Source organism: Micromonospora sp. NPDC002575 (assembly GCF_042889525.1).
GTDB lineage: Bacteria > Actinomycetota > Actinomycetes > Mycobacteriales > Micromonosporaceae > Micromonospora > Micromonospora carbonacea.
On sequence record NZ_JBIARA010000019.1, the window covers coordinates 18,436 to 40,636 of the forward strand.

At 75.1% G+C, this 22,201-nt stretch carries 24 protein-coding genes and 2 pseudogenes; 21 read left to right on the forward strand and 5 right to left on the reverse strand.

Annotation, left to right across the window (positions count from 1 at the left end):
* Window positions 1-44 precede the first annotated feature (44 nt).
* The 4 genes and pseudogenes from ACFYWL_RS24590 (at window position 45) to ACFYWL_RS24605 (ending at window position 3,745) form a co-directional block, all read left to right on the forward strand.
* Complete coding sequence (locus ACFYWL_RS24590) at window positions 45-851, forward strand: hypothetical protein (RefSeq protein WP_386976855.1); 807 nt, start codon at window positions 45-47, stop codon at window positions 849-851.
* Window positions 848-1,657, forward strand: a pseudogene (locus ACFYWL_RS24595) (nucleoside triphosphate pyrophosphohydrolase); the annotation flags it as partial. The gene ACFYWL_RS24590 and the pseudogene ACFYWL_RS24595, both read left to right, overlap by 4 nt.
* Window positions 1,658-1,777: 120 nt before the next feature.
* A pseudogene (locus ACFYWL_RS24600) lies at window positions 1,778-1,951 on the forward strand (nucleoside triphosphate pyrophosphohydrolase); the annotation flags it as partial.
* A gap of 171 nt (window positions 1,952-2,122) precedes the next feature.
* Entirely contained in the window at window positions 2,123-3,745 is a 1,623-nt protein-coding gene (locus tag ACFYWL_RS24605; protein ID WP_386976858.1) for a DUF885 domain-containing protein, read from the forward strand.
* Between the two features lie 5 nt (window positions 3,746-3,750).
* Here the strand turns inward: ACFYWL_RS24605 and ACFYWL_RS24610 are convergent, their stop codons facing one another.
* Entirely contained in the window at window positions 3,751-4,593 is an 843-nt protein-coding gene (locus tag ACFYWL_RS24610; RefSeq protein ID WP_386976861.1) for an NAD(+) diphosphatase, read from the reverse strand.
* Window positions 4,590-5,282: a hypothetical protein gene (locus ACFYWL_RS24615; RefSeq protein ID WP_386976864.1), complete on the reverse strand. Its 693-nt coding sequence runs from the start codon at window positions 5,280-5,282 to the stop codon at window positions 4,590-4,592. Before ACFYWL_RS24615 ends, ACFYWL_RS24610 begins: the two co-directional genes overlap by 4 nt.
* A gap of 214 nt (window positions 5,283-5,496) precedes the next feature.
* On the opposite strand from ACFYWL_RS24615, the gene eno reads away from it, so the two are divergent.
* Genes eno through ACFYWL_RS24645 form a run of 6 tightly spaced genes read left to right on the forward strand, consistent with a single transcriptional unit; the run spans window position 5,497 to window position 10,996 of the window.
* Entirely contained in the window at window positions 5,497-6,780 is a 1,284-nt protein-coding gene (gene eno, locus ACFYWL_RS24620) for a phosphopyruvate hydratase (RefSeq protein ID WP_278132079.1), read from the forward strand.
* Window positions 6,781-6,814: 34 nt separating this feature from the next.
* The gene (locus tag ACFYWL_RS24625; RefSeq protein ID WP_386976868.1) at window positions 6,815-7,447 is read left to right on the forward strand and encodes a septum formation initiator family protein; all 633 of its coding nucleotides are present in this window, start codon (window positions 6,815-6,817) and stop codon (window positions 7,445-7,447) included.
* 52 nt (window positions 7,448-7,499) lie between these two features.
* Window positions 7,500-8,057, forward strand: a complete 558-nt coding sequence (locus ACFYWL_RS24630) for a DUF501 domain-containing protein (protein ID WP_386976871.1) — start codon at window positions 7,500-7,502, stop codon at window positions 8,055-8,057.
* A 1-nt stretch (window position 8,058) separates the two neighbouring features.
* Window positions 8,059-8,565, forward strand: a complete 507-nt coding sequence (locus ACFYWL_RS24635) for an amino-acid N-acetyltransferase (protein ID WP_386976874.1) — start codon at window positions 8,059-8,061, stop codon at window positions 8,563-8,565.
* A gap of 60 nt (window positions 8,566-8,625) precedes the next feature.
* Window positions 8,626-10,044, forward strand: coding sequence for a hypothetical protein (locus tag ACFYWL_RS24640; protein ID WP_386976878.1), 1,419 nt, complete (start codon window positions 8,626-8,628; stop codon window positions 10,042-10,044).
* Window positions 10,045-10,066: 22 nt separating this feature from the next.
* Window positions 10,067-10,996: an exopolyphosphatase gene (locus ACFYWL_RS24645; protein WP_386977099.1), complete on the forward strand. Its 930-nt coding sequence runs from the start codon at window positions 10,067-10,069 to the stop codon at window positions 10,994-10,996.
* Between the two features lie 99 nt (window positions 10,997-11,095).
* On the opposite strand, the gene ACFYWL_RS24650 is transcribed toward ACFYWL_RS24645, so the two are convergent.
* Window positions 11,096-12,079 carry a zinc-dependent alcohol dehydrogenase family protein gene (locus ACFYWL_RS24650; RefSeq protein ID WP_386976881.1) on the reverse strand — a complete coding sequence of 328 codons (984 nt, stop codon included), beginning with the start codon at window positions 12,077-12,079 and terminating at the stop codon, window positions 11,096-11,098.
* A gap of 105 nt (window positions 12,080-12,184) precedes the next feature.
* On the opposite strand from ACFYWL_RS24650, the gene ACFYWL_RS24655 reads away from it, so the two are divergent.
* Complete coding sequence (locus ACFYWL_RS24655; protein ID WP_386976884.1) at window positions 12,185-12,562, forward strand: winged helix-turn-helix transcriptional regulator; 378 nt, start codon at window positions 12,185-12,187, stop codon at window positions 12,560-12,562.
* A 209-nt stretch (window positions 12,563-12,771) separates the two neighbouring features.
* Here ACFYWL_RS24655 and ACFYWL_RS24660 read toward each other — a convergent pair whose 3' ends face one another.
* A complete protein-coding gene (locus ACFYWL_RS24660) occupies window positions 12,772-13,092 on the reverse strand; it encodes a helix-turn-helix domain-containing protein (RefSeq protein WP_377582523.1) in 321 nt (106 codons plus the stop codon).
* Complete coding sequence (locus tag ACFYWL_RS24665; protein WP_386976888.1) at window positions 13,089-13,478, reverse strand: type II toxin-antitoxin system RelE/ParE family toxin; 390 nt, start codon at window positions 13,476-13,478, stop codon at window positions 13,089-13,091. The genes ACFYWL_RS24660 and ACFYWL_RS24665 overlap by 4 nt, the downstream gene beginning before the upstream one ends.
* A 77-nt stretch (window positions 13,479-13,555) precedes the next feature.
* Here ACFYWL_RS24665 and ACFYWL_RS24670 point away from each other — a divergent pair, with 77 nt between their 5' ends.
* From ACFYWL_RS24670 to ACFYWL_RS24715, 10 genes are all read left to right on the forward strand, one after another.
* On the forward strand, window positions 13,556-13,888 hold the full coding sequence (locus ACFYWL_RS24670; RefSeq protein ID WP_036374274.1) for a PadR family transcriptional regulator: 333 nt from the start codon (window positions 13,556-13,558) through the stop codon (window positions 13,886-13,888).
* Window positions 13,885-15,057 (forward strand): HAAS signaling domain-containing protein, encoded by a 1,173-nt coding sequence (locus ACFYWL_RS24675; protein WP_386976892.1) that lies wholly within the window; start codon window positions 13,885-13,887, stop codon window positions 15,055-15,057. The genes ACFYWL_RS24670 and ACFYWL_RS24675 overlap by 4 nt, the downstream gene beginning before the upstream one ends.
* Before the next feature lie 341 nt (window positions 15,058-15,398).
* Window positions 15,399-16,121: a hypothetical protein gene (locus tag ACFYWL_RS24680; RefSeq protein ID WP_386976895.1), complete on the forward strand. Its 723-nt coding sequence runs from the start codon at window positions 15,399-15,401 to the stop codon at window positions 16,119-16,121.
* Between the two features lie 185 nt (window positions 16,122-16,306).
* Window positions 16,307-16,993 (forward strand): dienelactone hydrolase family protein, encoded by a 687-nt coding sequence (locus tag ACFYWL_RS24685; RefSeq protein WP_386977102.1) that lies wholly within the window; start codon window positions 16,307-16,309, stop codon window positions 16,991-16,993.
* 82 nt (window positions 16,994-17,075) lie between these two features.
* Window positions 17,076-17,789 carry a uracil-DNA glycosylase gene (locus tag ACFYWL_RS24690; RefSeq protein ID WP_386977105.1) on the forward strand — a complete coding sequence of 238 codons (714 nt, stop codon included), beginning with the start codon at window positions 17,076-17,078 and terminating at the stop codon, window positions 17,787-17,789.
* 19 nt (window positions 17,790-17,808) lie between these two features.
* On the forward strand, window positions 17,809-18,579 hold the full coding sequence (locus ACFYWL_RS24695) for a DUF4129 domain-containing protein (RefSeq protein WP_386976898.1): 771 nt from the start codon (window positions 17,809-17,811) through the stop codon (window positions 18,577-18,579).
* On the forward strand, window positions 18,576-19,157 hold the full coding sequence (locus tag ACFYWL_RS24700; RefSeq protein ID WP_386976901.1) for a hypothetical protein: 582 nt from the start codon (window positions 18,576-18,578) through the stop codon (window positions 19,155-19,157). The genes ACFYWL_RS24695 and ACFYWL_RS24700 overlap by 4 nt, the downstream gene beginning before the upstream one ends.
* Entirely contained in the window at window positions 19,157-20,164 is a 1,008-nt protein-coding gene (locus ACFYWL_RS24705) for an AAA family ATPase (RefSeq protein ID WP_386976904.1), read from the forward strand. Before ACFYWL_RS24700 ends, ACFYWL_RS24705 begins: the two co-directional genes overlap by 1 nt.
* The gene (locus ACFYWL_RS24710) at window positions 20,161-21,534 is read left to right on the forward strand and encodes a DUF58 domain-containing protein (protein ID WP_386977108.1); all 1,374 of its coding nucleotides are present in this window, start codon (window positions 20,161-20,163) and stop codon (window positions 21,532-21,534) included. Before ACFYWL_RS24705 ends, ACFYWL_RS24710 begins: the two co-directional genes overlap by 4 nt.
* 40 nt (window positions 21,535-21,574) lie before the next feature.
* Window positions 21,575-22,144: a hypothetical protein gene (locus tag ACFYWL_RS24715; protein ID WP_386977111.1), complete on the forward strand. Its 570-nt coding sequence runs from the start codon at window positions 21,575-21,577 to the stop codon at window positions 22,142-22,144.
* The last annotated feature ends 57 nt before the right edge of the window (window positions 22,145-22,201 follow it).

Genomic DNA, 22,201 nt, shown 5'->3' on the forward strand with positions numbered 1-22,201 from the left:
GGGCGGCGTCACGGCCGGTGGGGGCGCATGAGAGAGTGACGGTCATGCGTGCTCGCCGTCTCCTCGCCGCCGCCACCGTCGCGGCCCTCGGTGTCCTCTCCCTCGCCGCGTGCGGGAAGGCCGCGCCGGACGTCGCCGCGTACGTCGGCGACGCGAAATACTCCGTCGACCGGGTGGACGACATCTACGACGAAGCCCAGGCCAAGTACGCCGACGCGATCCGGGCGCAGGCCGGGCAGGGCGGGGCCACCCCGTCGCCGGAGCAGCTGCGCTCCACGGTCACCCGGCAGGACGTGCTCAACCTGCTGGTCAGCATCGAGCTGGGCAAGCGGGTGGTGGCCGAGAAGCGCGTCACGGTGGCCGACGAGGTCAAGCCGGAGCAGCTGGAGCAGCAGCTCCAGATGCCGGCCTCCACCGAGTACGTCCAGCTCTGGGGCGAGTGGGTGGACATCTCCGGCGCGCTCGGCGCGCAGCTGCCCACGGCCGAGGTGAGCGACGAGGCGGTCATGGCGGTCTACCACGCCATCGCCAAGACCGGGGCGATCCAGCCCGGGCTGACCGTGGCGCAGGTGCGGCAGGCGTTCGGGGAGAGCGGCGGCCCCGGCAGCCAGGGCGGCTTCGTGCGGGCCGCCACCGCGCTCAGCAACGCCCTCCAGCAGGAGGCCGAGAAGGCCGGCGCGTCGATCAACCCGCGGTTCCGGCCGGTCGGCGTGCCGTCGGTGGTCAGCACCGGCCAGTCGCTGGTCTTCTACTCGCTGCCGTACATCGACCAGAACGGCCCGGTGACCGACATCTCCACCCCGCAGGCCCCGGCGGCGGAGCCGAGCGCACCGGCCGCGCCCGGGGCATGACCGCCCGGGTCGTCCTGCTGGTCACCTCGCCCCGGCTCCCGGTCGGGCTGCTGACGGCGGCGGCCTGGGACGTCGTACGCGGCAACCCGGTGCTGGCCGGCGCGGAGAGCGAGCTGACGGCGGCCGTGCGCGCGGCGGGCGCGGAGGTGACCGTGCCCGACGGACCGCCGGTGCCGGCGCTGCTGCACGCGGCGGCGGCGCACGGCGCGGTCGTCTGGCTGGCCGGGCCCGCCGGCGACGAGGCGCTGGCCCGGGAGCTGGGCCTGCGGCTGGCCCGCGAGCCGGGCCTGGCCGAGCTGGAGCTGATGTACGGCTCGTGGGACCCGCCGGGCGCGCGGCTGCTCGACGCCGTCGAGGTGATGGACCGGCTGGCCTCGCCGGGCGGCGACCCGTGGAAGCGGGCGCAGACGCACCGCAGCCTCGCCGGCTACCTGATCGAGGAGTGCTACGAGGCGTACGACGCGATCGGCGCGGACGACACCGACGCGCTGCGCGAGGAGCTGGGTGACGTGCTGCTCCAGGTGCTGCTGCACGCGCGGATGGCCGAGGAGCTGCCCGACGGCGCGCGGTGGACCGTCGACGACGTGGCCGGCGGCCTGGTGGACAAGATGATCCGGCGCAACCCGCACGTCTTCGCCGACGACCGGGCCACGACGGTCGACGAGATCACCGCCAACTGGGAGCGGATCAAGCGGGCGGAGAAGGCCCGCGACTCCGTGCTCGACGGCATCGCGCCGAGCCTGCCCGCCCTCGCCCTGGCCGCCAAGATCCTCGACCGCGCCGGCCGGGCCGGCCTGACGGTCCCGCTGCCGGCCGCCGAAGCGCAGCCCGAGCCGTCGACAGACGCGCAGGTCGCCCCGTCGGCCGGCGCGCAAGTCGACCCGTCGGCCGGCGCGCAGGTCGCTCCGTCCACGAATGCGCGAGTCGCCCCGTCAGCCGGCGCGCAGGTCGACCCGGAGGACCGGCTCGGCACGGAGCTGCTGGCCGCGGTGGCGGCGGCCCGCGCCGCCGGCCTGGACCCGGAGGCGGCGCTGCGCCGCGCCGCCCTGGCCTACGCCGAGGCCGTCCGCGCCGCCGAGCGCACCGCCCCGCGCCCCTGACCCGCCGCCGCCGTTCCCACCGCCCGGCCCGCCCGGCCCGCTTCGCGGACCCGCCCGGCCTGCCCGCCCCGCGTGCCGAGATCTTGGCACGAAAGTGCCCCTGGAGGGGCCGTTCCGTACCAAGATCTCACCGGGGAGCGGGTGTCGGGGGCGGTCGGTAGGGTTCGGGCCATGGAAGCGTTCGTGCCGCTCGCCGAGCGGATTGTGGAGGCGTTGCTGGAGAGCCGGCCCGGGCTGGCCGGCTCCGCCGGGGACCACCGCTGCGACGACCGCCTGCCCGACCTCTCCGCCGAGGCGGTCGCCGCCGACCAGGCGATGCTGAGGGACGCGGCCGACGCGCTCTCCGAGATCGACCCCGACTCCCTCGACACGGACGAGGGCGTCGACCACGCGCTGCTCACCGCCCTGGTCGACCGGGAGCTGTTCGAGTCCGACGAGATCCGCAGCCACGAGTGGGACCCGCTGCGGCACAACCCGGGCCCGCTCCTGCACGCCCTGCTCGCCCGGCCGTTCGCCCCGGCCGACGTGCGGCTGACCAGCCTGGCCGGGCGGCTCGCCGCCGTACCGGACGCGCTGGCGACCGCGCGCGCGACGCTGCGGGACGTGCCCCGGGTGCACGCCGAGACGGCGGTGGGGCAGTTCACCGGCGCGGCGGCGCTGATCCGCGACGAGGTGCCCCGGCTGCTCGCCGAGGAGCCGGGGCTGCACGACCGGGTGGAGCCCGCCGCCACGGCCGCGATCGCCGCGCTGGAGGAGTTCGTGGCGTGGCTGCGCGTCGGGCTGGCCGCCGACGCCGGCCCGGGGCGGGACCCGAGGCTGGGCCGGCGGCGCTGGGAGGCCCGGCTGTGGCACACCCTCGACACCGAGCTGGGGGCCGCCGAGGTGCAGCGCCGGGCCTGGGCCAACCTCGACCGGGTCACCGCCGAGCTGCGCGAGGCGGCCGTCGAGCTGGTCGGCGGCCCGGCCGACGACGAGACCGTGCGCCGGGCGCTCGACCTGCTGGCCGCCGAGCACCCCGACGACGGCACGATCGTCGGCCTCGCCTCGGTCACCCTCGACGAGGCGACGGACTTCGTCCGGGCGCACGACCTGGTGACGCTGGTCGACGACCCGTGCGTGATCCAGGAGATGCCGGAGTTCGCCCGGGGCGTGGCGGTGGCCTACTGCGACTCGCCCGGCCCGCTGGAGATCGCGCCCGTGCCGACGTTCTACTGCATCGCGCCGACCCCGGCCGACTGGCCGGCGGCCCGGGTCGAGTCGTTCTACCGGGAATACAACGACCACATGATCCGCAACCTGACGGTGCACGAGGCGATGCCGGGGCACTTCCTCCAGCTCGCCCACGCCCGCCGGCACGTCGGCCCCACCCGGGTCCGGGCGCTCGCCAGGTCCGGCCCGTTCGTCGAGGGTTGGGCGGTCTACACCGAGGAGCTGATGGCCGGTCTCGGCTACGGCGGGCTGCCGGTGCGGTTGCAGCAGCTCAAGATGCAGCTTCGGATGACGATCAACGCACTGCTCGACCAGCTCGTGCACTGCGACGACCTGCCCGAGGCCGAGGCGATGGCGCTGATGACGGGCCGGGGCTTCCAGGAGGAGGGCGAGGCGGCCGGCAAGTGGCGACGGGCGCTGCTCACCTCGACGCAGCTCTCCACCTACTTCGTGGGCTACAGCGAGATCGCCGAGATCGCCGCCCTGCGCCCGGCCGGGGTGTCGGTGCGCGAGTGGCACGACGCGATGCTCGCCCACGACTGCCCACCCCCACGCCACCTCCGCACCCTGCTCGGCGGGGGGTGAGGCGGTCAGCCCGCCGGGCGGGCGGCGACGTGGTCGACCAGCCAGCGGGAGATCGAGTACGCCGGCGGCAGCTCCGCCGGCAGCCGGTCGAGCGGGAACCAGCGGGCCTCGGTCAGCTCCCGACCGTCGACGGCCGGCTCGGCGGTGGTGTCGGCGACGGCCGCGGTGAACCCGGCCAGCAGCACGCCGGGCCCGGACAGCGCCCACGGCTGGCTGCCGAAGTAGGTGAGCCGCCCGAGGGTCAGCCCCACCTCCTCGCCCACCTCCCGGCGCGCGGCGTCCTCCAGCGACTCGCCGGCCTCCACGAACCCGGCGACCAGCGCCCACAGCGCCGCCGGCCCGGACGCGTGCCGGACCAGCAGCAGCTCGTCGGGGCCGCCGGCCGGCCCGGGGCGGGTGATGGCGACCAGGACGGCGGCGGAGAGCCGGATCGGCACGTACAGGTCGCAGCCGGGGCAGCGGCGGGACTGCTCGCCCGGCACGTCGGCCAGCTCGGCCCGGCACGCCCCGCACCAGCGGTGGGTGCGTCGGAAGGTGAGCACGGCCAGCGCCCGGCCGGCCAGGTCGGCCAGCGGGGCGGGCAGCGCGGCGGCGAGCGACCGCCAACTGCGCCACCCGCCCTCCGGCGGCTGGTCGTCGGTGGCGTCCGCGCCCCAGGCGGGCACGCCGTCGAGCGTGCCGAGCGGCACCCAGCCGGTGTCGGCGCTCAGCTCGCCGACGCGGGGGAAGCGGCCGTCGGGGCCGGTGAGCAGCTTCCGCCCGGCGACCACGAGGGCGAGGTCACCGGGCTGCGGCGGGCCGCCGCGCTGCGCCCCCGCCACGAACGCGCCCGCGGGTTGCTCCGTCACGAGCTGGCGGTGCGGCGGTCCACGACGCCCGCGCCGGCCGGCAGCTCGAAGCTCGCCCCGTCGACCGTGTCGGTGTAGCGGTCGAGCGCCAGCTCCATCGGCGTGCCGTCCACCTCGCCGGTGAAGCTGCCGAGCACGCCCTCGGTGGTCATGCAGGCGGTGAAGTCGCCGGCCGAGCGCTCGACCTGCACGCAGGCGGCGTGGTGCCCGGCGAGGGTGGTGTCGGTCTCCTTGATCACGGCCTGCGGGTCGAGCGCGGCCTCGGTGAGCAGCCCGACCACCACCGGCGGGGTGACCAGGCCCCGCCGCTTCGCCTCGGCGAACAGCTCGACCGACGGCCGCGCGTTCGGCGGGGGCGGGGCGAGCAGCGTGCAGACGGCCTTCCCCGCGCCGGTCTCGCAGCGGACGGTGGCGTCGGCGGTGACGGTCAGCTTCCCGCCCGGCCAGGTGTACGCCGACCGGGCCGGGTCCTGCGCCTGGGCGATGGTGGCGGTCCGGCCGCCGGGGAGCTGGTATTCGGCCGAGTAGGTGAGTTCGAGCGCCCGGTCGAGCCGGGCGGCGAAGTCGTTGACCAGGTCCGACCGGCCGACCGCCTGACCGGCGTCGTCGAGGGCCTGACAGCCGGTGACCGAGAGTGACGCGATGACCGACAGAGCGAGCGCGCGGAACGTGGTCGAGGCGGCGGGCATGGCTACCAGCCTTGTCGATCGGGTCCACGTCGCGCAAACCCGTTGCCGGTTGAGGGCCGAGAATCCGGGAATGTCCGACCCGCACCGTCCCGCCGGAAGCGCCGGGCGACGCGGTGCGCCGCGCCGTCGCCCGATACGCTGCGTTCAACACCTGCCTCAGCCGCACCGTCGCGGCCCATACCGGACCGGAACCACACAAACGAGGAGCGACTCAGTGGCAACCATCGAGGGAATCGTCGCCCGGGAGATTCTCGACTCGCGGGGCAACCCCACGGTCGAGGTCGAGGTCGGGCTCGACGACGGCACGATCGCCCGCGCCGCGGTGCCGTCCGGCGCCTCCACCGGCGCGTTCGAGGCGGTCGAGCTGCGCGACGGTGACAAGGACCGCTACCTGGGCAAGGGTGTCGAGAAGGCTGTCGCCAACATCGAGGACAAGATCGTCGACCAGCTCATCGGCTACGAGGCCAGCGAGCAGCGGCTGATCGACCAAAAGATGATCGACATCGACGGCTCGGACAACAAGGGCGAGCTGGGCGCGAACGCCATCCTCGGCGTGTCCCTGGCCGTGGCCAAGGCCGCCGCCGGCAGCGCCGAGCTGAGCCTGTTCCGCTACCTGGGCGGCCCCAACGCGCACCTGCTCCCGGTGCCGATGATGAACATCCTCAACGGTGGGGCGCACGCCGACTCCAACGTCGACGTCCAGGAGTTCATGATCGCGCCGATCGGCGCGCCCACCTTCCGCGACGCGCTGCGCTCCGGCGCGGAGGTCTACCACGCGCTCAAGTCGGTGCTGAAGAAGAAGGGCCTCTCCACCGGCCTCGGCGACGAGGGCGGCTTCGCCCCCAACCTGCCCACCAACGCCGCCGCGCTGGACCTGATCGCCGAGGCGGTCGACAAGGCCGGCTACCGGCTCGGCACCGACATCGTCTTCGCCCTGGACGTGGCCGCCACCGAGTTCTTCGACAACGGCACCTACACGTTCGAGGGCGCGGCGAAGTCCGCCGAGGAGATGAGCAACTACTACACCAAGCTCGCGGGCGACTACCCGATCGTGTCCATCGAGGACCCGCTGGCCGAGGACGACTGGAGCGGCTGGGCCACCCTGACGGCGGCGATCGGCGACCGGGTGCAGATCGTCGGCGACGACCTGTTCGTCACCAACCCGCAGCGCATCGCCCGGGGCATCGCCGAGAAGGCCGCCAACGCCGTGCTGGTGAAGGTCAACCAGATCGGCTCGCTGACCGAGACCCTCGACGCGGTCGAGCTGGCCCACCGGGCCGGCTTCAGGTGCATGATGAGCCACCGCTCGGGCGAGACGGAGGACACCACCATCGCCGACCTGGCGGTGGCCACCGGCTGCGGCCAGATCAAGACCGGCGCCCCGGCCCGCTCGGACCGGGTGGCCAAGTACAACCAGCTCCTGCGCATCGAGGAGGAGCTGGCCGACGCGGCGCGGTACGCCGGTGCGGGCGCGTTCCCGCGTTACCGTTCGGCCTGAGACACCCAGTGGGCCTCGGGGGAGGGGTGTGACGATGCAGCAGCGCCGCACACCGGGTGGCCAGCGTCCCGTCCGCCGGCCGGGTCAGTCCGGCCGGCCGGGCGGGGCCCGCGCCCGGGCGTCGGTCCGCGACGGCGTCCGCGCGGAGGCACGCGCCGCCGGCCGGTCACCCGGCGCGGCACGCGCCACCGAGCCGGTACGGTCGGCGAACCGTCCCGCCGCCGCCCGGCGTACCGCCGCCGGTGGCACGGTCAAGCGGCTCTCCGCACCCCACCCCCGACGCTTCACCGGCCGGGCCACCGTGCTGTTCGCGGTGCTGATCGCGCTCGCCCTCGCGTACACCTATCCGGTCCGGGTCTACCTGGACCAGCAGGCGGACATCGAGCGGATGGAGGCGGCCCAGGCCGCCCAGCGGCAGCTCATCGCCGAGCGTGCCGCCGAGGCGGCCAAGTGGCGCGACGACGAGTACATCCGCATCCAGGCCCGGGAGCGGTTCTACATGGTCTACCCGGGCGAGGTCCCGGTGATCGTGCTCAACGACCCGGCGGGCGCGGCCCGGGACGCGGGCGGCGGCAAGCCCCCCGCCCGGCCGGAGACCCCCGACCCCTGGTACGACACCCTGTGGTCGAGCGTGCGGGCCGCGAACGCCGACCGCCCCGGCCAGTGAGCGCGCGACCCGCGACCCGCAGACTCCAGCGCACCGACGAAAGATGGGCACCGTGACTGTCGTAGCCCCGCCCGACCCGGCGGCGGACTCCGTACCCCCGCCGAAGCGGGAGCCGGCCACCGAGGCCGACCTGGCGGCGGTGGCCGCCCAGCTCGGCCGCACGCCGCGCGGCACCCGGGCGGTGGCCCACCGCTGCCCCTGCGGCCTGCCCGACGTGGTGGAGACGACGCCGCGCCTGGCCGACGGCACGCCCTTCCCGACGTTGTTCTACCTGACCTGCCCCCGGGCGACGGCCGCGTGCAGCCGGCTGGAGTCGGCCGGGCTGATGAAGGAGATGGCCGAGCGGCTGGCCGCCGACCCGGAGCTGGCCGCCCGCTACCGGGCGGCGCACGAGGACTACCTGGCCCGCCGGGAGGCCATCGGGCACGTGCCGGAAATCGACGGCGTGTCGGCCGGCGGCATGCCCGGCCGGGTCAAGTGCCTGCACGTCCACCTCGGCCACGCGCTCGGCGCGGGCCCGGGGGTCAACCCGTTCGGCGACGAGACCCTCGCGCTGGTGGAGAAGTGGTGGGCGGCCGGGCCGTGCGTGGACGTCCCGGCGGCGGGGTGAGATGACCACCGACACGATCCTCGTGCGCCGCGCCCGCACCTCCGACGTGCGGGGCATCCGGCGGCTGGTGGACACCTACACCGACGACCGGCGGCTGCTCAGCAAGGCCACCGTCACCCTCTACGAGGACGTGCAGGAGTTCCGGGTCGCGGCCGACGCCGACACCGTCGTCGGCTGCGGCGCGCTGCACGTGATGTGGGAGGACCTGGCCGAGATCCGCACGGTGGCCGTCGACCCGGCATACCGGGGGCGGCGGATCGGGCACCGCATCGTCGGCGAGCTGATCGACGCGGCCCGGGAGATCGGGGTGGCCCGCATCTTCGTGCTGACCTTCGAGACCCGGTTCTTCGGCTCGTTCGGCTTCCGCGAGATCGACGGCGCGCCGGTGCCGCAGCCCGTGTACGAGCAGCTCCTGCGCTCGTACGACGAGGGCGTCGCCGAGTTCCTGGACCTGGAACGGGTCAAGCCCAACACCCTCGGCAACACCCGCATGCTGCTGCGCCTCTGACTCTTTGTTGATCACGTCGGGTTGGCCGGCGGTCTTGATCACGTCGGGCACGCTGGCGGGATGGGGACCCTCCGCCGCGTCTGCGCGGTGCTGCTGACCGCCGCCGCCCTCCTCGGGGTCGTGCGCCTCGTGGCCCCGGCCACCGCCGGCCCGGACGGCGAGCCGCCCGGGGTGGCCCGGCAGCTCGCCTTCCTGCGCGCCGCCCTCGACGACGGCGCGGGCGAGGACGCCCAGGCGCTGTTCCCGGAGGGCTACTTCTTCGCCCACGCCCTGTACGGGCTGGCCCGCGTCGAGCTGGGCCTGCGGAAGCCGGCCGGGCGGCGGGCCGGCGAGCTGCGGGAGGCGCGCTGGGCGCTGGCCCGGCTGGAGTCGCCGGCCGGCACCGCGCCGTTCGACCCCGGCCTCACCCCCGCGTACGGGATCTTCTGGCAGGGCTGGACGAACTGGCTGCGCGGCGGCATTCTCGCCCTGCAACCGGCCGACCGGCGGGACCCGGCGGAGGCGGCCCGGTTCACCGAGGCGTCCGCCGCGATCGGGGCGGCGTTCGACGCGTCCGGCACGCCGTACCTGGCCGCGTACCCGGGGCAGGCGTGGCCCGTCGACTCGACCGTGGCGGTGGCCTCGCTGCGGCTGCACGACGCGCTGCTGCCCGCCGCCCTGCCGCCCGCCGCGCCGTCCACCGAGGTCCCGCCTGGCGCGCCGTCCACCGAGGTCCCGCCTGGCGCGCCGTCCACCGAGGTCCCGCCCGGCGCGCCGCCGCCGCGGTTCGCCGGCACCGTGGCCCGCTGGCTGGACGGCGTGCGGCAGCGCCTCGACCCGCGCACCGGCCTGCTGCCGCACCGCGTCGATGCGGCCACCGGGGCGCCGGCCGAGGTCGCCCGCGCCACCTCGCAGAGCGTCATCCAGCGGTTCCTGGTGGACGTCGACCCCGCGTTCGCCCGCGCGCAGTACCTCACCTTCCGGGACCGGTTCGTCGCGTCCCCGCTTGGGCTCGGCCCGGCCGTGCGGGAATACCCGGACGGCATGGCCGGGCCGGGCGACGTGGACTCCGGGCCGCTGCTGCTCGGGGTGAGCCTGTCGGCGACGGTGGTCACCCTCGGCGCGGCCCAGTCCCAGGGCGACGCCGCGCTGGCCGGCGCGCTGGCCAACTACGGCGACCTCGCCGGCCTGCCCGTCGACACCCCGGCCACCCGCCGGTACGCGTTCGGCGTCCTGCCGGTCGGCGACGCGTTCCTCGCCTGGTCGAAGACCGCCCGCCCGTGGGTGGCCGACCAGCCGGACCCGCCCCCGGCCACCGTGCGCTGGTGGTGGCGGCTGCCCCTGCTGGCGGCGTTGCTGCTGGTCGGCGCGCTCGGCTGGCTGCCCGAGCTGATCCGCCGTCCCCGACGCGGCTCCGCCCCGGTGCGGCCCGCCGAGCCCGCCGGCGCGGGCGACCCGCGTGGCCCCGTCGCCGCCGGTGGGGCGGGGCCGCTGCCGTAGGGTTGCTGCCGTGACGACGCGTGTGGCCGCCATCGACTGCGGGACGAACTCGATCCGACTGCTGGTCGCCGACCTGCCCGACCCGGCCGCCGGGCCGGACGCGCCGCTGGTCGACCTGAGCCGCCGGATGGAGATCGTCCGCCTCGGCCAGGGCGTCGACAAGACGGGCCGGCTCGCCCCCGAGGCGATCGAGCGGACCCGGGTGGCCCTCGCCTCGTACGCCGCCGAGATCGACACGCTCGGCGTCGACCGGGTGCGGATGTGCGCCACCTCGGCGTCCCGGGACGCCTCCAACGCCGGGGACTTCCGGGCGATGGTGGAGCGCACCCTCGGCGTCGCGCCCGAGGTGGTCACCGGCGACGAGGAGGCCCGGCTCTCCTTCACCGGCGCGGTGCGCGGCCTGCCCGCCGACGCCCTGGAGCCGTACCTGGTCATCGACATCGGCGGCGGGTCCACCGAGTTCGTGGTCGGCACCCGGGCCGGCGGCGTCGAGGCCGCGATCTCGATGGACGTCGGCTGCGTCCGGATGACCGAGCGGCACCTGCTCGGCGACCCGCCCGGCCTCGACCAGATCGCCGCCGCGCAGGCCGACATCACCGTCGCGGTGGACCGCGCGCTGGAGGCCGTGCCGGGCCGGCAGGCCGCCACGCTGGTCGGGCTCGCCGGGTCGGTCACCACCGTCGTGGCCATCGCCGAGGGCCTCACGGAGTACGAGCCGGAGCGCATCCACCACGCCCGGGTGTCGTACGGCGCGGTGGCGGAGGTGACCGCCGGCCTGCTGGCGAAGACCCGCGAGCAGCGGCTGGCGATCCCGGTGATGCACCCGGGCCGGGCCGACGTGATCGGCGCGGGCGCCCTGGTGCTCCGCACGATCATGGAGCGGGCCGGCATGTCGACGGTGGTGGCGAGCGAGCACGACATCCTCGACGGCATCGCCTGGTCCCTCGCCTGACCAACGTCCGCCCGGAGGCGCTGCTGGCTTCCGTCCGGGGTGCTGCTGGCTTCCGCCCGGAGGCGCCGCTGGCTTCCGCCCGGAGGTGCTGCTGGCGTGCTAGACCGTGACGACGATCTTCCTTCCGGCGTGACGCCCCTCTTCGAGGTGGCGGTGCGCCGCGACGACGTCGTCGAGGGCGAACGTCCTGTCGATGGCGGGGCGCAGCGCGCCGAGGCGTACGCCGGCGTTCAGGAAGGCCGCCATGCGCTTCACCACGACGGTGTCGAGGGTGTGCTCGAAGCTGCGGTAGCTGAAGATCGTGAGCGGCGTGTTTCTCGGGAAGGGCGTGGGCTGGGGACTGAGGAAGCCTGCGGCGACCAGTGTTCCGCCGGGGCGGGCCGCCTGCGCGAGGTCCTGCTGGCCGGGGCCCATGACAAGGTCGAGGACGATGTCGACGCCAGTTCCGCCGGTGTGGTGGCGCACGGCTTCGGCGATGTCCTGATGGTCGGTCGCGATGACCGCGGCGGCACCGGCGGCGAGCAGGTCGTCCCGCTTCGCAGCGTGCCGGGTGACAGCGATGGGCACGGCGCCGATCTGATTGGCGATCTGCACCGCCGCCCGGCCGACGCCGCCGGACGCGGCAGTGATCAGAACGTGGTCGCCGGGCCGCATCCGGGCCTTCTCGACGAGCGCGCCGTAGGCAGTGGAGTACGCGACCCAGAACGCCGCCGCCTCCGCGACCGTGAGCCCGGCAGGCCGGGCGACGACCCGGCTCGCGGGGACCGTGGTGTATTCGGCGTAGCTGCCCCTGACGCTCGCGTCCGGAACGGCGGTGAGGATGACCGGATCGCCGATCTCCAAGCCGGTGACCTCGGAGCCCAGCGCGTCGACCACGCCGGTTCCCTCGACGCCGATGCGGGCGTGTGGCAGGGGGACGGCTGCGGGAAACGCGCCGGAACGCATCATCTGGTCGAGCGGGTTGACGGCGAACGCCTCGATCCTGATCCGTACCTCGCCGGCTGCGGGCTCGACGACCGGTTCCTCGACGACGTGCATGACGTCCGGCCCACCGAACTCGTCGAAGACTACGACTCGTGGCATGGTGACTCCTCTGCATCCGGTGCCGGCGTCTGATCTGGCGCTGGCGGCGTTGCTCACGAAAGACCGTACGGAGCCGTGGGTTACCTCCTGGTACCTTCGGGTTTCATGCAGAACGCGGCTGGACCTGCCTTCCTCGCCGACTGTCCGACGCGCCTGGCGGTCGAGATCATCTCCGACAAGTGGGCCGTACTCGTGATCTTCGGGCTCAGCCAGCAGCCTCGCAGGCACGGTGAGCTCGTGGGCCTCATCGGCGGCGTCTCGCGCAAGGTCCTCACCCAGACGCTGCGCCGGCTCCAGCAGTACGGCTTGGTCGAACGTCACGCCGCGGCACCACGGCGGGTCGAGTATGGTCTCACCGACCTCGGCCGGACCCTCGTCGAGCCCATCGAGGTCCTGACGAGGTGGGCGAGGGACTACGGCGGGGCCATCGCCGACTTCCAGGAGATGGCGGAAGCCGCCGTCGTGCCGGACACCTCGCCGTGAAGTGCCGCGCGATCGACAGGTAGGAAGAGGCTCAAGATCGTGCTCGATCCGGGATCGAGTGGTCACGTGCACGCCCGGATGCCACTCGATCCGTGTTCGAGCGTGAGCTTGGGTGCGGCGGACGTCGCCGCGCCGGGGATCGTTCAGTCCGACGCGAGGTCGGGCCGGTGCTGCTTGATCCCGACCGTGACGCCGGGCGGAGCAGAGGGCTACGCGATGGCGGCGATGTCGCCGTCGTCGAAATAGATCGCCTGGTGCAGCCTTCCGCCGAGGGCGGCGGCGTAGCGCGCGACGACGTCTTGGCCGGAGATCTTGCCTTGTTCGATCTGGGAAACGCGGCCCTTGGTGACGCCCATGCGGTCGGCAACCTGCTGCTGGGTGAGGTTGCGGGCCCGACGCACCTCGGCGAGGCGGTGCCCAACCACGCTGGCGAGCAGCTCCTGTTTGCCGGCCTCGACCGCCTGTTCGCCGCCGGCCCGTTCGACGTGGGCAGCGCGGATGTCCTTCCATCGGACGTAGTTGCTGCTCATGACTGGCGGCCCTCCTCTTCGGCGCGTTCCTTCAGATAGATCTCGTAGCGGTGCTCGGCCAGGGGGATGGCTTCGGCGTACCACTGATTCCATCGCCCGGCTTTGTCTCCGGCGACCAGGAGGATGCTGGAGCGCCACGGGTCGAAGGCGAACAGGATCCGTACGCTGCCAGGTCGTAGCTCCTTGAGGTTGGCGATCGTCGAACCGTGGATCGTGTCGACCAGTGGTCGGCCCAGCCCTGGCCCGCTCTCGGCGAGCAGGTCGATGGCCTGCACGACGCGAGCGTAGGTGGCCGGATCGAGGCTGTCGATCCAGTCGTGTACCTCGTCGACGAGGTAGAACTGCCACTCCACCACCACCCGGTGAGTATAGCGATTGGTAAACATGTTCGGACAAGTTCGAGACTGTCGAGGCCCAGGGTGTCGTTTGACGGTACTTCGCACTGCGCAGTAGTGTGCGATGCGTGGATACCACGCAGCTCCTGAAGGGCGTACTGGATCTCGCGGTCCTCGCCGTGCTCCGGGAGGAGGACGGCTACGGCTACGACATCCTGCGCCGCCTCCGCGAAGCCGGCCTGGACGAGGTCGGCGACGCCTCCGTCTACGGCACGCTGCGGCGACTCTTCGCCGCCGGCCTGCTGACCACGTACGTCGTGCCGAGCGAGTCCGGCCCGCACCGCAAGTACTACTCGCTCAACGCCGCCGGCCGGGACCAGTTGACCCGCTCCGGCAAGCTCTGGCGCTCGTTCGCCACCACCATGGACACTCTGCTCGACGATCGGGGGATGGCAGCGTGACTGTCATGGAGCAGGAGATCGCGGACTACGTGACCCGGGTCCGGGCCGCCCTGGCGGACCTGCCGCCCCACGTTCGCGACGAGTTGACCGAGGACCTGCCGGAGCACCTCGCCGAGGTCGCCGCCGAGGCCGACGGCTCGCTGGTCGACCGGCTGGGCGCTCCCGAGGCGTACGCCGCGGAGCTGCGCGCGGCGGCCGGCGCGGGGGGTCCGGCCGCCGCCCGCAACCTGGACCAGCGGGCCGCCGCCGCCCTGGCCGGGGTCCGCGCCCGGCTGCGCGCGGCCGACGTCCGGGTCGGCCCGATCCTCGGGTACGCCTCGGCGAGCGAGTACCTGCGCCTGCTCCGCCCCGCCTGGTGGGTGCTGCGCGGCTACCTGGCGGCCATGCTGATCACCGTCGTCACCACGGGTGTGCCGTTCGGGCTGCTGCCGAGGCTGGGCGGGAGCCTGCTCGCGGCGCTGCTGCTGCTCGGCGTCTGCGTGGTCGCCTCGGTGTGGCTGGGCAGGCGCACCGCCGCGCTGACCCGCTGGCCCCGCATCGCGCTGCGGGCCGGCACGGCGATCCTCGCCGTCTTCGCGTTCGTCGGCTTCGTCGACGCGGACGACCGGCTCGGCTGGAACGAGTCCGGCTACGAGTCCACCTCGGTGGAGTCGCCGTACGTCGGCGACATCTTCGTCTACGACAGCGAGGGCCGCCTCGTCGAGGATGCCCGGCTGTTCGACCAGAACGGCAACCCGATCCGGATCGGCTACCCGATGTGCGAGCGCGCCGAGCTGCCCGAGCCGGGGAGGGCACCCGTCTACCCGTACTGCCCGGAGAACGCGCCGTTCCAGGCCGGACCGGTCGGGGCGCGCCCGGCCCCCGCAGTGCCGCCGGGCACCCCGCCGCTGACCGACAGCGCGACGCCGACGCCGTCCGATGGCGCGGTGCCGGGGCCGCCCGCTCCGACGCCGACCGATGGCACGCCCCCCGTGCCGCCTGCCCCGACGCCGACCGGCGAGCCGGCGTCCGGTCGGGCACCGGCCCCGGCACCGCCCGGCGAGCCGGCGTCCGGTCCGGCACCGGCACCGGCACCGCCCGGCGAGCCGGCGTCCGGTCCGGCACCGGCACCGGCCCCGCCCGGCGAGGCCACGCTCGGGCCGCTGCCGACCGGCACGCCCACCCGCTGACCGCCTGCCGCTGGGCCCACCCCCGGGGCTGCCCGTCGTCGACAGCTCCGATTCTTGGACACTTTCCGTTCACGACGAACGCCAACCGTCCAAGATTCGCTGGTTCCCCCCGCGCAGCGGGCGCGGGGGGAACCAGCGCGCCCGCGCGTGTGCGTGTGCGGGCCTGCGGTGGGTGCTGCGCGGCGAGCGGGGCGTTAGGAAGGGGCCCTTCCTATACAGAATGCGTTAACAGGGTGCCCTTCCTTACAAATGGCTGAACGGACGAGTCGTGCGGGACCACGTTCCCCGATCTTGGTCGCTACGGTGTCGTCTGCTCGTCCATCCCCTCGGAAGGAACTCCCGTGCCAGAGCCGGTCGCCCCGCACCCCGCCGCGCCGCCCGAGGACGCGCCACGCTCCGAGGATGCGCCACGCTCTGAGGACGCGCCACGGCCCGAGGACGCGCGACGGCCCGCTGACCCGCCCGCGGCCCGGCAGCCCGAGCAGCCGGAGCCCGGACAGCCCGAGCCCGAGCAGCCCGAGCCCGAGCAGTCCGAGCCCGAGCAGCCGGAGTCCGGACAGGAGGGCAAGCCCGGACAGGGGAGCGAGCCCGGACGGGAGGGCGAGCCCGGGCGGGAGGGCGAGCCGGAGGGCAAGCAGGTCGCGGGCGAGGACCGGGAGGCGGAGCCGAGGCGGTCCGTGGCCCGCAAGGTGGTCGGCGTGGTCGCCGCGCTGCTCGCCGTCGGGGTGGTGGCGGCGCTGAAGTTCGGCCTCGGCAGCGCGGTGGCCGCCGCCCTGGACGAGGACGCGACCGCGAAGGCGAAGGCCGGCGACTGCCTCGCCGAGCTGCCGGACGTGGCCGAGGGCGAGCGCAAGGACGCCCGTGGCGCGGAGGTGGTGGCCTGCACCTCGACGGAGGCCGTGTACACGGTGGTCGGTCGCCTCGACGGGCAGACCGAGGCGCAGGCGCGCACGGGCGAGGCGTGCGAGCCGTTCCTCCAGCCCGGGCAGGCGGGCTACTTCTTCTACAACATCAAGCCGGGCAGCACCGGCTACCTGCTCTGCCTCACCCGCAAGGCGGCCTGACCGGGCCGGTACGACGTGCCGCCGGTGGACGAACATCGGCACACCAGGAGTCACCGGCAGCGAAACAGGAGGTGAACGCCACTGCTCGGGCGTCTTCCGGCGGCGGTCGTGGCGTGGCAGGCTCACGGCACGTAGGAACACCCTGCGACCAGCCAACGATGACTGACCGCGAGGAGGACGGGCCGATGGGCGAGATGGTGAGCTTCGCCAGCAACGGCGGGACGAGCGAGGGGTATCTCGCGATACCCTCCGGCGGTGCGGCCAACCCGGCGGTCATCGTCATCCAGGAGTGGTGGGGCCTCGTGCCGCACATCCGGTCGGTGGTGGACCGCTTCGCCGAGGCCGGGTTCGTGGCGCTCGCCCCGGACTTCTACCACGGCGAGTCGACCGGCGAGCCGGACGAGGCCCGGCGGCTGCTGATGGGCCTTCAGATGGACGAGGCGGCGAAGGACATCGCCGGCGCGGCGGAATACCTGGCGGCGCGGCCCGAGGTGGCGGGCAAGGTCGGCTGCGTCGGCTTCTGCGCGGGCGGCAGCCTGGCCCTGTGGTCGGCGACGCTGTCGGAGCGGATCGTCGCCACGGCCGGCTTCTACCCGATGCTGCCGTGGGAGAAGATGCGCCCCGAGTGGGCCGACTACGCGGGCAAGTCGGCGATCATCCACTGCTCGGAGGAGGATGGCACCTCGGCCGCGCCGGGCGTGCAGACGGCCCGTGCCGCGATCGAGGCGGCCGGTGGCGCCTGCACCCTCTACGACTACCCGGGCAGCCGGCACGCGTTCTTCAACGACGACCGGCCGGAGGCGTTCGACCAGCGTGCCTCGGCCAGCGCCTGGGCCCGCACCCTCGAACTGTTCCGGGCGAAGCTTGGCTGAGGCGCGTATCCCCGGCGCGGAGGCCCGTGCCCCCGACGCGGAGGCGCGCATCCCCGGCGCTGAGGCCCGTACCCCCGACGAGGTGGTCGCCCGCGCCGCGCGGGCGACCGACCTGGTCGACCTCGACGGCGCGGTCAGCGACTGCTTCGCCTGCCCGCGCCTCGTCGCCTGGCGGGAGGAGGTCGCCCGCACGCGGCGGGCGGCCTTCCGCGACCAGACCTACTGGGGGCGGCCGGTGCCCGGCTTCGGCGTCGCCGACGCGCGGATCGGCATCCTCGGCCTGGCCCCCGCAGCGCACGGCGGCAACCGCACCGGGCGCATCTTCACCGGCGACCGCTCCGGCGACGTGCTCTTCGCCGCCCTGCACCGCGCCGGCCTGGCCAACCAGCCGACGAGCGTCGCCGCCGACGACGGCCTCGCGCTGCGCGACACCCGGATCTTCGCCGCCGTGCGCTGCGCGCCGCCGGACAACAAGCCCACCCCGGCAGAGCGGGACACCTGCGCGCCGTGGCTGCGCCGGGAGGTCGCGCTGATCCGGCCCACCCTGCGCGTCGTGGTCGCGCTGGGCGCGTTCGCGTGGGCCGCGTGGTGGCCGGCGCTGCGCGAGGTGTACGGCGTGCGCCCGCCCAGCCCGCGACCGGTGTTCGGCCATGGGGCACACTGGTCCGGCACGGCCGCACCGGCGCTGCTGGGGTGTTACCACGTCAGCCAGCAGAACACGTTCACCGGGCGGCTGACACCGGGGATGCTGGACGACGTGTTCGCCCGGGCGAAGCAACTGGCCGGAGTGGACTGACGGGCGTGGGGCGGTGCCGATGGACCTCAGCGTGCTGCGCAGGTGGTGGCCGATCGTCGCGGTGACGGCCCTGCTCGCCGCCGCCGCGGTGGCCGCCGGCCACTCGTCGCTCGGCGCGAGCCGCATCCCGCCCGCCGCCGACAACATCCCGTACGTGCCGGAGTACCCGACGGCGCAGCCGCCGCCCTCGATCCCGGTGGAGCCGCGCGACGCCGGGGAGGCCACCCGCGCGCACATCCCCGAGTGGCTGGGCACCGTCGCGGTGGCGCTGCTCGGCCTGGCGGTCGCCGTAGCCCTCGGCTACGTGGGCTGGACGCTGCTGCGCGGGGTGGCCCGCCGCACCACCCGGGCGCTGCCGGCCGACCGGGCACGGCGCACCGCCGAGGGCACCGCCCGCGAGGTGGTGGCCGCGCTCGACGCCGGCCTGGTCGAGCTGGACGACGCCGACGTCGACCCGCGCACCGCCGTGATCGCCTGCTGGGTGCGCCTGGAGGAGGCCGCCGAGGCGGCCGGGGTGGCCCAGCACACCGGCGACACCCCCACCGACCTGGTGACCCGCCTGCTGCGCGGCGACCCCGACGCGGGGGTGCCGGCGATCGTCAGCGCCGACGTGCTGGCCGAGTTCGCCCACGTCTACCGGGAGGCCCGGTACGCTACCCGGCCGGTCGGCGAGCGCACCCGCGACCAGGCGCGCGCCGCGCTGCGCCGGCTGCGCGGCGAGCTGACCGCCGTGGCGGCCGGAGCTGCCGGTGCGGCCGGAGCAGCTGCTGCGGCCGGGGGTCCGGCGTGAGCACCAGCATCGACGACCTGCTCGGCTCCGCCGAGGAGGAGCATCCCGCGCAGGAAGCCGCCCGGGGCGGCCGGGTCGGCGGCGCGCTGAAGGCCCTCGCGGTGGCCGGGGCGCTGACCGCCGTCGTGGTGGCCGGGCTGCGGGCCGTCGGGTTGCAGCTCTCGCTGTGGGTGGTCGTCGCCGGGGTCCTCGCCCTGCTCGCCGTGCGCCGGGTCACCGCCGCGCTCGCCCCGCCGCCCCCGCCCCGGTCGGGGTCCCGCATCCCGGCGGGCGAGGAGGACGGCCACTACCACTGGGCCTCGCGGGACGCGCTGCGCGCCGCGATCAACGGCTGGGAACGCCCGCTGGACTGGTCGTCGGACAACCCGCAGCGGTTCGCCGAACGGATCCTGCCCCGCCTCGGTGAGCTGGCCGACGAGCGGCTGCGCCAGCGGCACGGCGTGACCCGCGAGTCCGACCCGGCCCGCGCCCGCGCCCTGCTGGGCGACCGGCTCTCGACGTTCCTGGACACCCCGCCCCGCCGCACCCCGTCGCCGCGCGACCTCGTGGCGATCGTCGCCGAACTGGAGAAGATCTGATGAAGGACGTGGACCGGACCGTGCCCGCCGCCGAGGTCGGCCGCCTGGCCCGGGCGGTGCTGGACGCGGTCGGCTCGGTCGTCGTCGGCAAGCGGGACGCCCTGGAACTCGTCCTCGCCGGCATCCTGGCCGGCGGCCACGTGCTGCTGGAGGACCTGCCCGGCCTGGGCAAGACGCTGACCGCCCGCTCCTTCGCCCAGGCCCTCGGGCTGGACTTCCGCCGGCTCCAGTTCACCCCCGACCTGCTGCCCGCCGACGTCACCGGCTCCTTCCTCTACGACCAGCGCAGCGGCGACTTCGCGTTCCGCGCCGGCCCGGTCTTCACCAACCTGCTGCTCGCCGACGAGATCAACCGGACGCCGCCGAAGACCCAGTCGGCGCTGCTGGAGGCGATGCAGGAGAAGCAGGTCTCGGTGGAGGGCGTGACGTACCGGCTCGACGAGCCGTTCCACGTCCTGGCCACCGCGAACCCGATCGAGTACGAGGGGACGTACCCGCTGCCGGAGGCGCAGCTCGACCGGTTCCTGCTGCGGGTGTCGTTCGGCTACCCGGACGGCGAGGAGGAGTGGGAGGTGCTGCGTCGGCGGATGGGCCGCCGCCGCGAGGAGGCCGAGATCACCCCGGTCGTCGACGCCGCCACCCTGCGGGCCATGCAGGTCGCGCTGGAGGACGTGGTGGTGGAGGACTCCATCGGCCGCTACATCGTGGCGCTCACCGCGGCCACCCGGGAGCACCCGTCGGTGCTGGTCGGGGCGTCGCCGCGCGGTTCGCTGGCGCTGCTGCTGCTGGCCCGCGCCCGGGCGGTCTTCGCCGGCCGGGACTACGTGGTGCCCGAGGACGTCAAGGAGGTGGCCGCGCCGGCCCTGGCGCACCGGATCACGCTGCGGCCGGAGATGTGGCTGCGCCGCGTCGACCCGTCCTTCGTGGTCGGGGAGGTGCTCGACCAGACCCCGGCTCCGGCCAGCGGGGCGCTGCCGAGCTACGCCGCCGGCCGGCCGGGGCGCTGACGGCCGTGTCCACCCCCGAGGGGCCGCAGGCGGCGGGCTGGGCGCCCACCCGGGCGCTGGGCCGGGCGGTGCTGCTGGCGGGCCTGCTGCTGATCGCCGGGGTGCTGCTCGGCCGGGTCGACCTGGTCGCGCTGGCCGCGCCGTTCGCGCTCGGCACCGCGTACGCGCTGCGCCGCCGGCCCACGGCGGGCCCGCAGTTGTGGATCACCGCCGACGACGGGCATCTCGTCGAGGGCGGCGAGTTCACCGGCACGGTCAGCGTCGGCAATCCGGACACGGTCGGCTACGACGTGGCGGTGGTGCGCACCCGCGTCTCGCCGTGGCTGCTGGTGGAGCGGGCCGGCGTCGGCGGGGCCCGGGTGGACCTGTCCCGCAGCGGCGTGGACCGGCCCTTCGTGACCGTCGTCGACACGGGCACGGCCGTCGACCTGGAGCTGGCCGGGAAGGCCCGGCGCTGGGGCCGGCACCCGATCGGCCCGGCCGGGGCGCGGGTCGCCGCCGCCGGGGGGATGCTGGTCTCCCGGGCGGCGATCACCGAGCCGGTGCGGTTCCGGGTGTACCCGAAGACGGAGCCGTTCGACGCGGTGGAGGCGATGCCCCGCGCCGCCGGCCTGGTCGGCGCGCACCATTCCCGCCGCCCGGGCGAGGGCGGCGAGCTGGCCGGGGTGCGGGTCTTCGGCCCCGGCGACCGGCTGCGCCGCGTCGACTGGCGGGTGTCGCTGCGGGCCCGGCAGCTGCACGTGGCCGCCACCCTGTCGGACCGGGACGCCGAGGTGGTCGTCCTGCTCGACGTGCTCGCCGAGGCGGGCCGCTCCGGCGGCGTCGGCGGGGCGGCGTCGGTGCTGGACACCACCGTGCGGGCCGCCGCCGCGATCGGCGAGCACTACCTGCACCGGGGCGACCGGGTGGCGCTGCTGGAGTACGGCCCGGCGGCCCGCCGGCTGCGCCCCGCCACCGGCCGCCGGCAATACCTCACGCTGCTGGAGTGGCTGCTCGACGTGCGGGCCGAGGCGTCGCCGCACGAGCCGTACGACCAGGTCTTCGGGCCGCAGATCCTCTCCTCGGACGCGCTGGTGGTGGTGCTCACCCCGCTGCTGGACGAGCGGTCCGCCCAGATGTTGGCCCGGATGGCCCGCTCCGGGCGGTTCGTGGTGGCGGTGGACACGCTCCCGGACGACCTGCCGCCGCCGGGCCGGCAGGGCTGGTCCGAGGTGGCGTTCCGGCTGTGGCGGCTCGACCGGGACACCATGATCGGCCAGCTCCGCGAGCACGGCGTGCCGGTGGTCCGCTGGGCGGGCGCGGGCAGCCTCGACCAGGTGCTGCGCGACGTGGCCCGGCTCGCCACCGCCCCGAGGGTGGGCGGCCGGTGAGCGCGGCGGCGTCGCCGACGGGTGACGGAGGGCGGTGCCGGTGAACCCGGTCGAGGCGGTGACCGAACGCGCCCGGGCGGCACGCTCGGCGGTCAACCGGGTCAGCGCGGCCCCGCTGCTGGTGCGCGCCGGGATCTTCGGCGCGACGCTGGCGGGGCTGCTGCTGGCGTACCCGGCGCAGGTCCTCACCGGCCGCCCGCTGGCGGCCCTCGCGCTGGTGGCGCTGCTGCCGGCGATCGGGCCGCGCCGGATCTGGCCGACGTTCGCCGCCCTCGTCGTGGTCGGCGGCTGGCTGCTGGCCACCGAGGGATACGACCGCCCGGTCGCGTTGTGGCGGCTGCTCGCCGTGGCGGCGGCCCTCTACCTGGCCCACTCGCTGGCGGCGCTGGCGGCGCTGCTGCCGTACGACGCGGTGGTGGACCCGGAGCTGGTGGTGCGCTGGCTCACCCGGGCCGGCGGGGTGCTGCTCGGCTCGGCGGTGCTGGGGGTGCTCCTCGTCCGGGTCGCCGACGCCGGGCCCGACCGGGGCCACCTCGGCGTGACGGTCGCCGGGCTGCTGGTGGCGGTGGCGGTGAGCGCGTTGCTGGGGTGGCTGCTGCGTCGCAAATGACGGAACGGCAATGCACGTCGTGCAGCTCACAGGTGTTGTGCTCCGTCACAAAGGGGG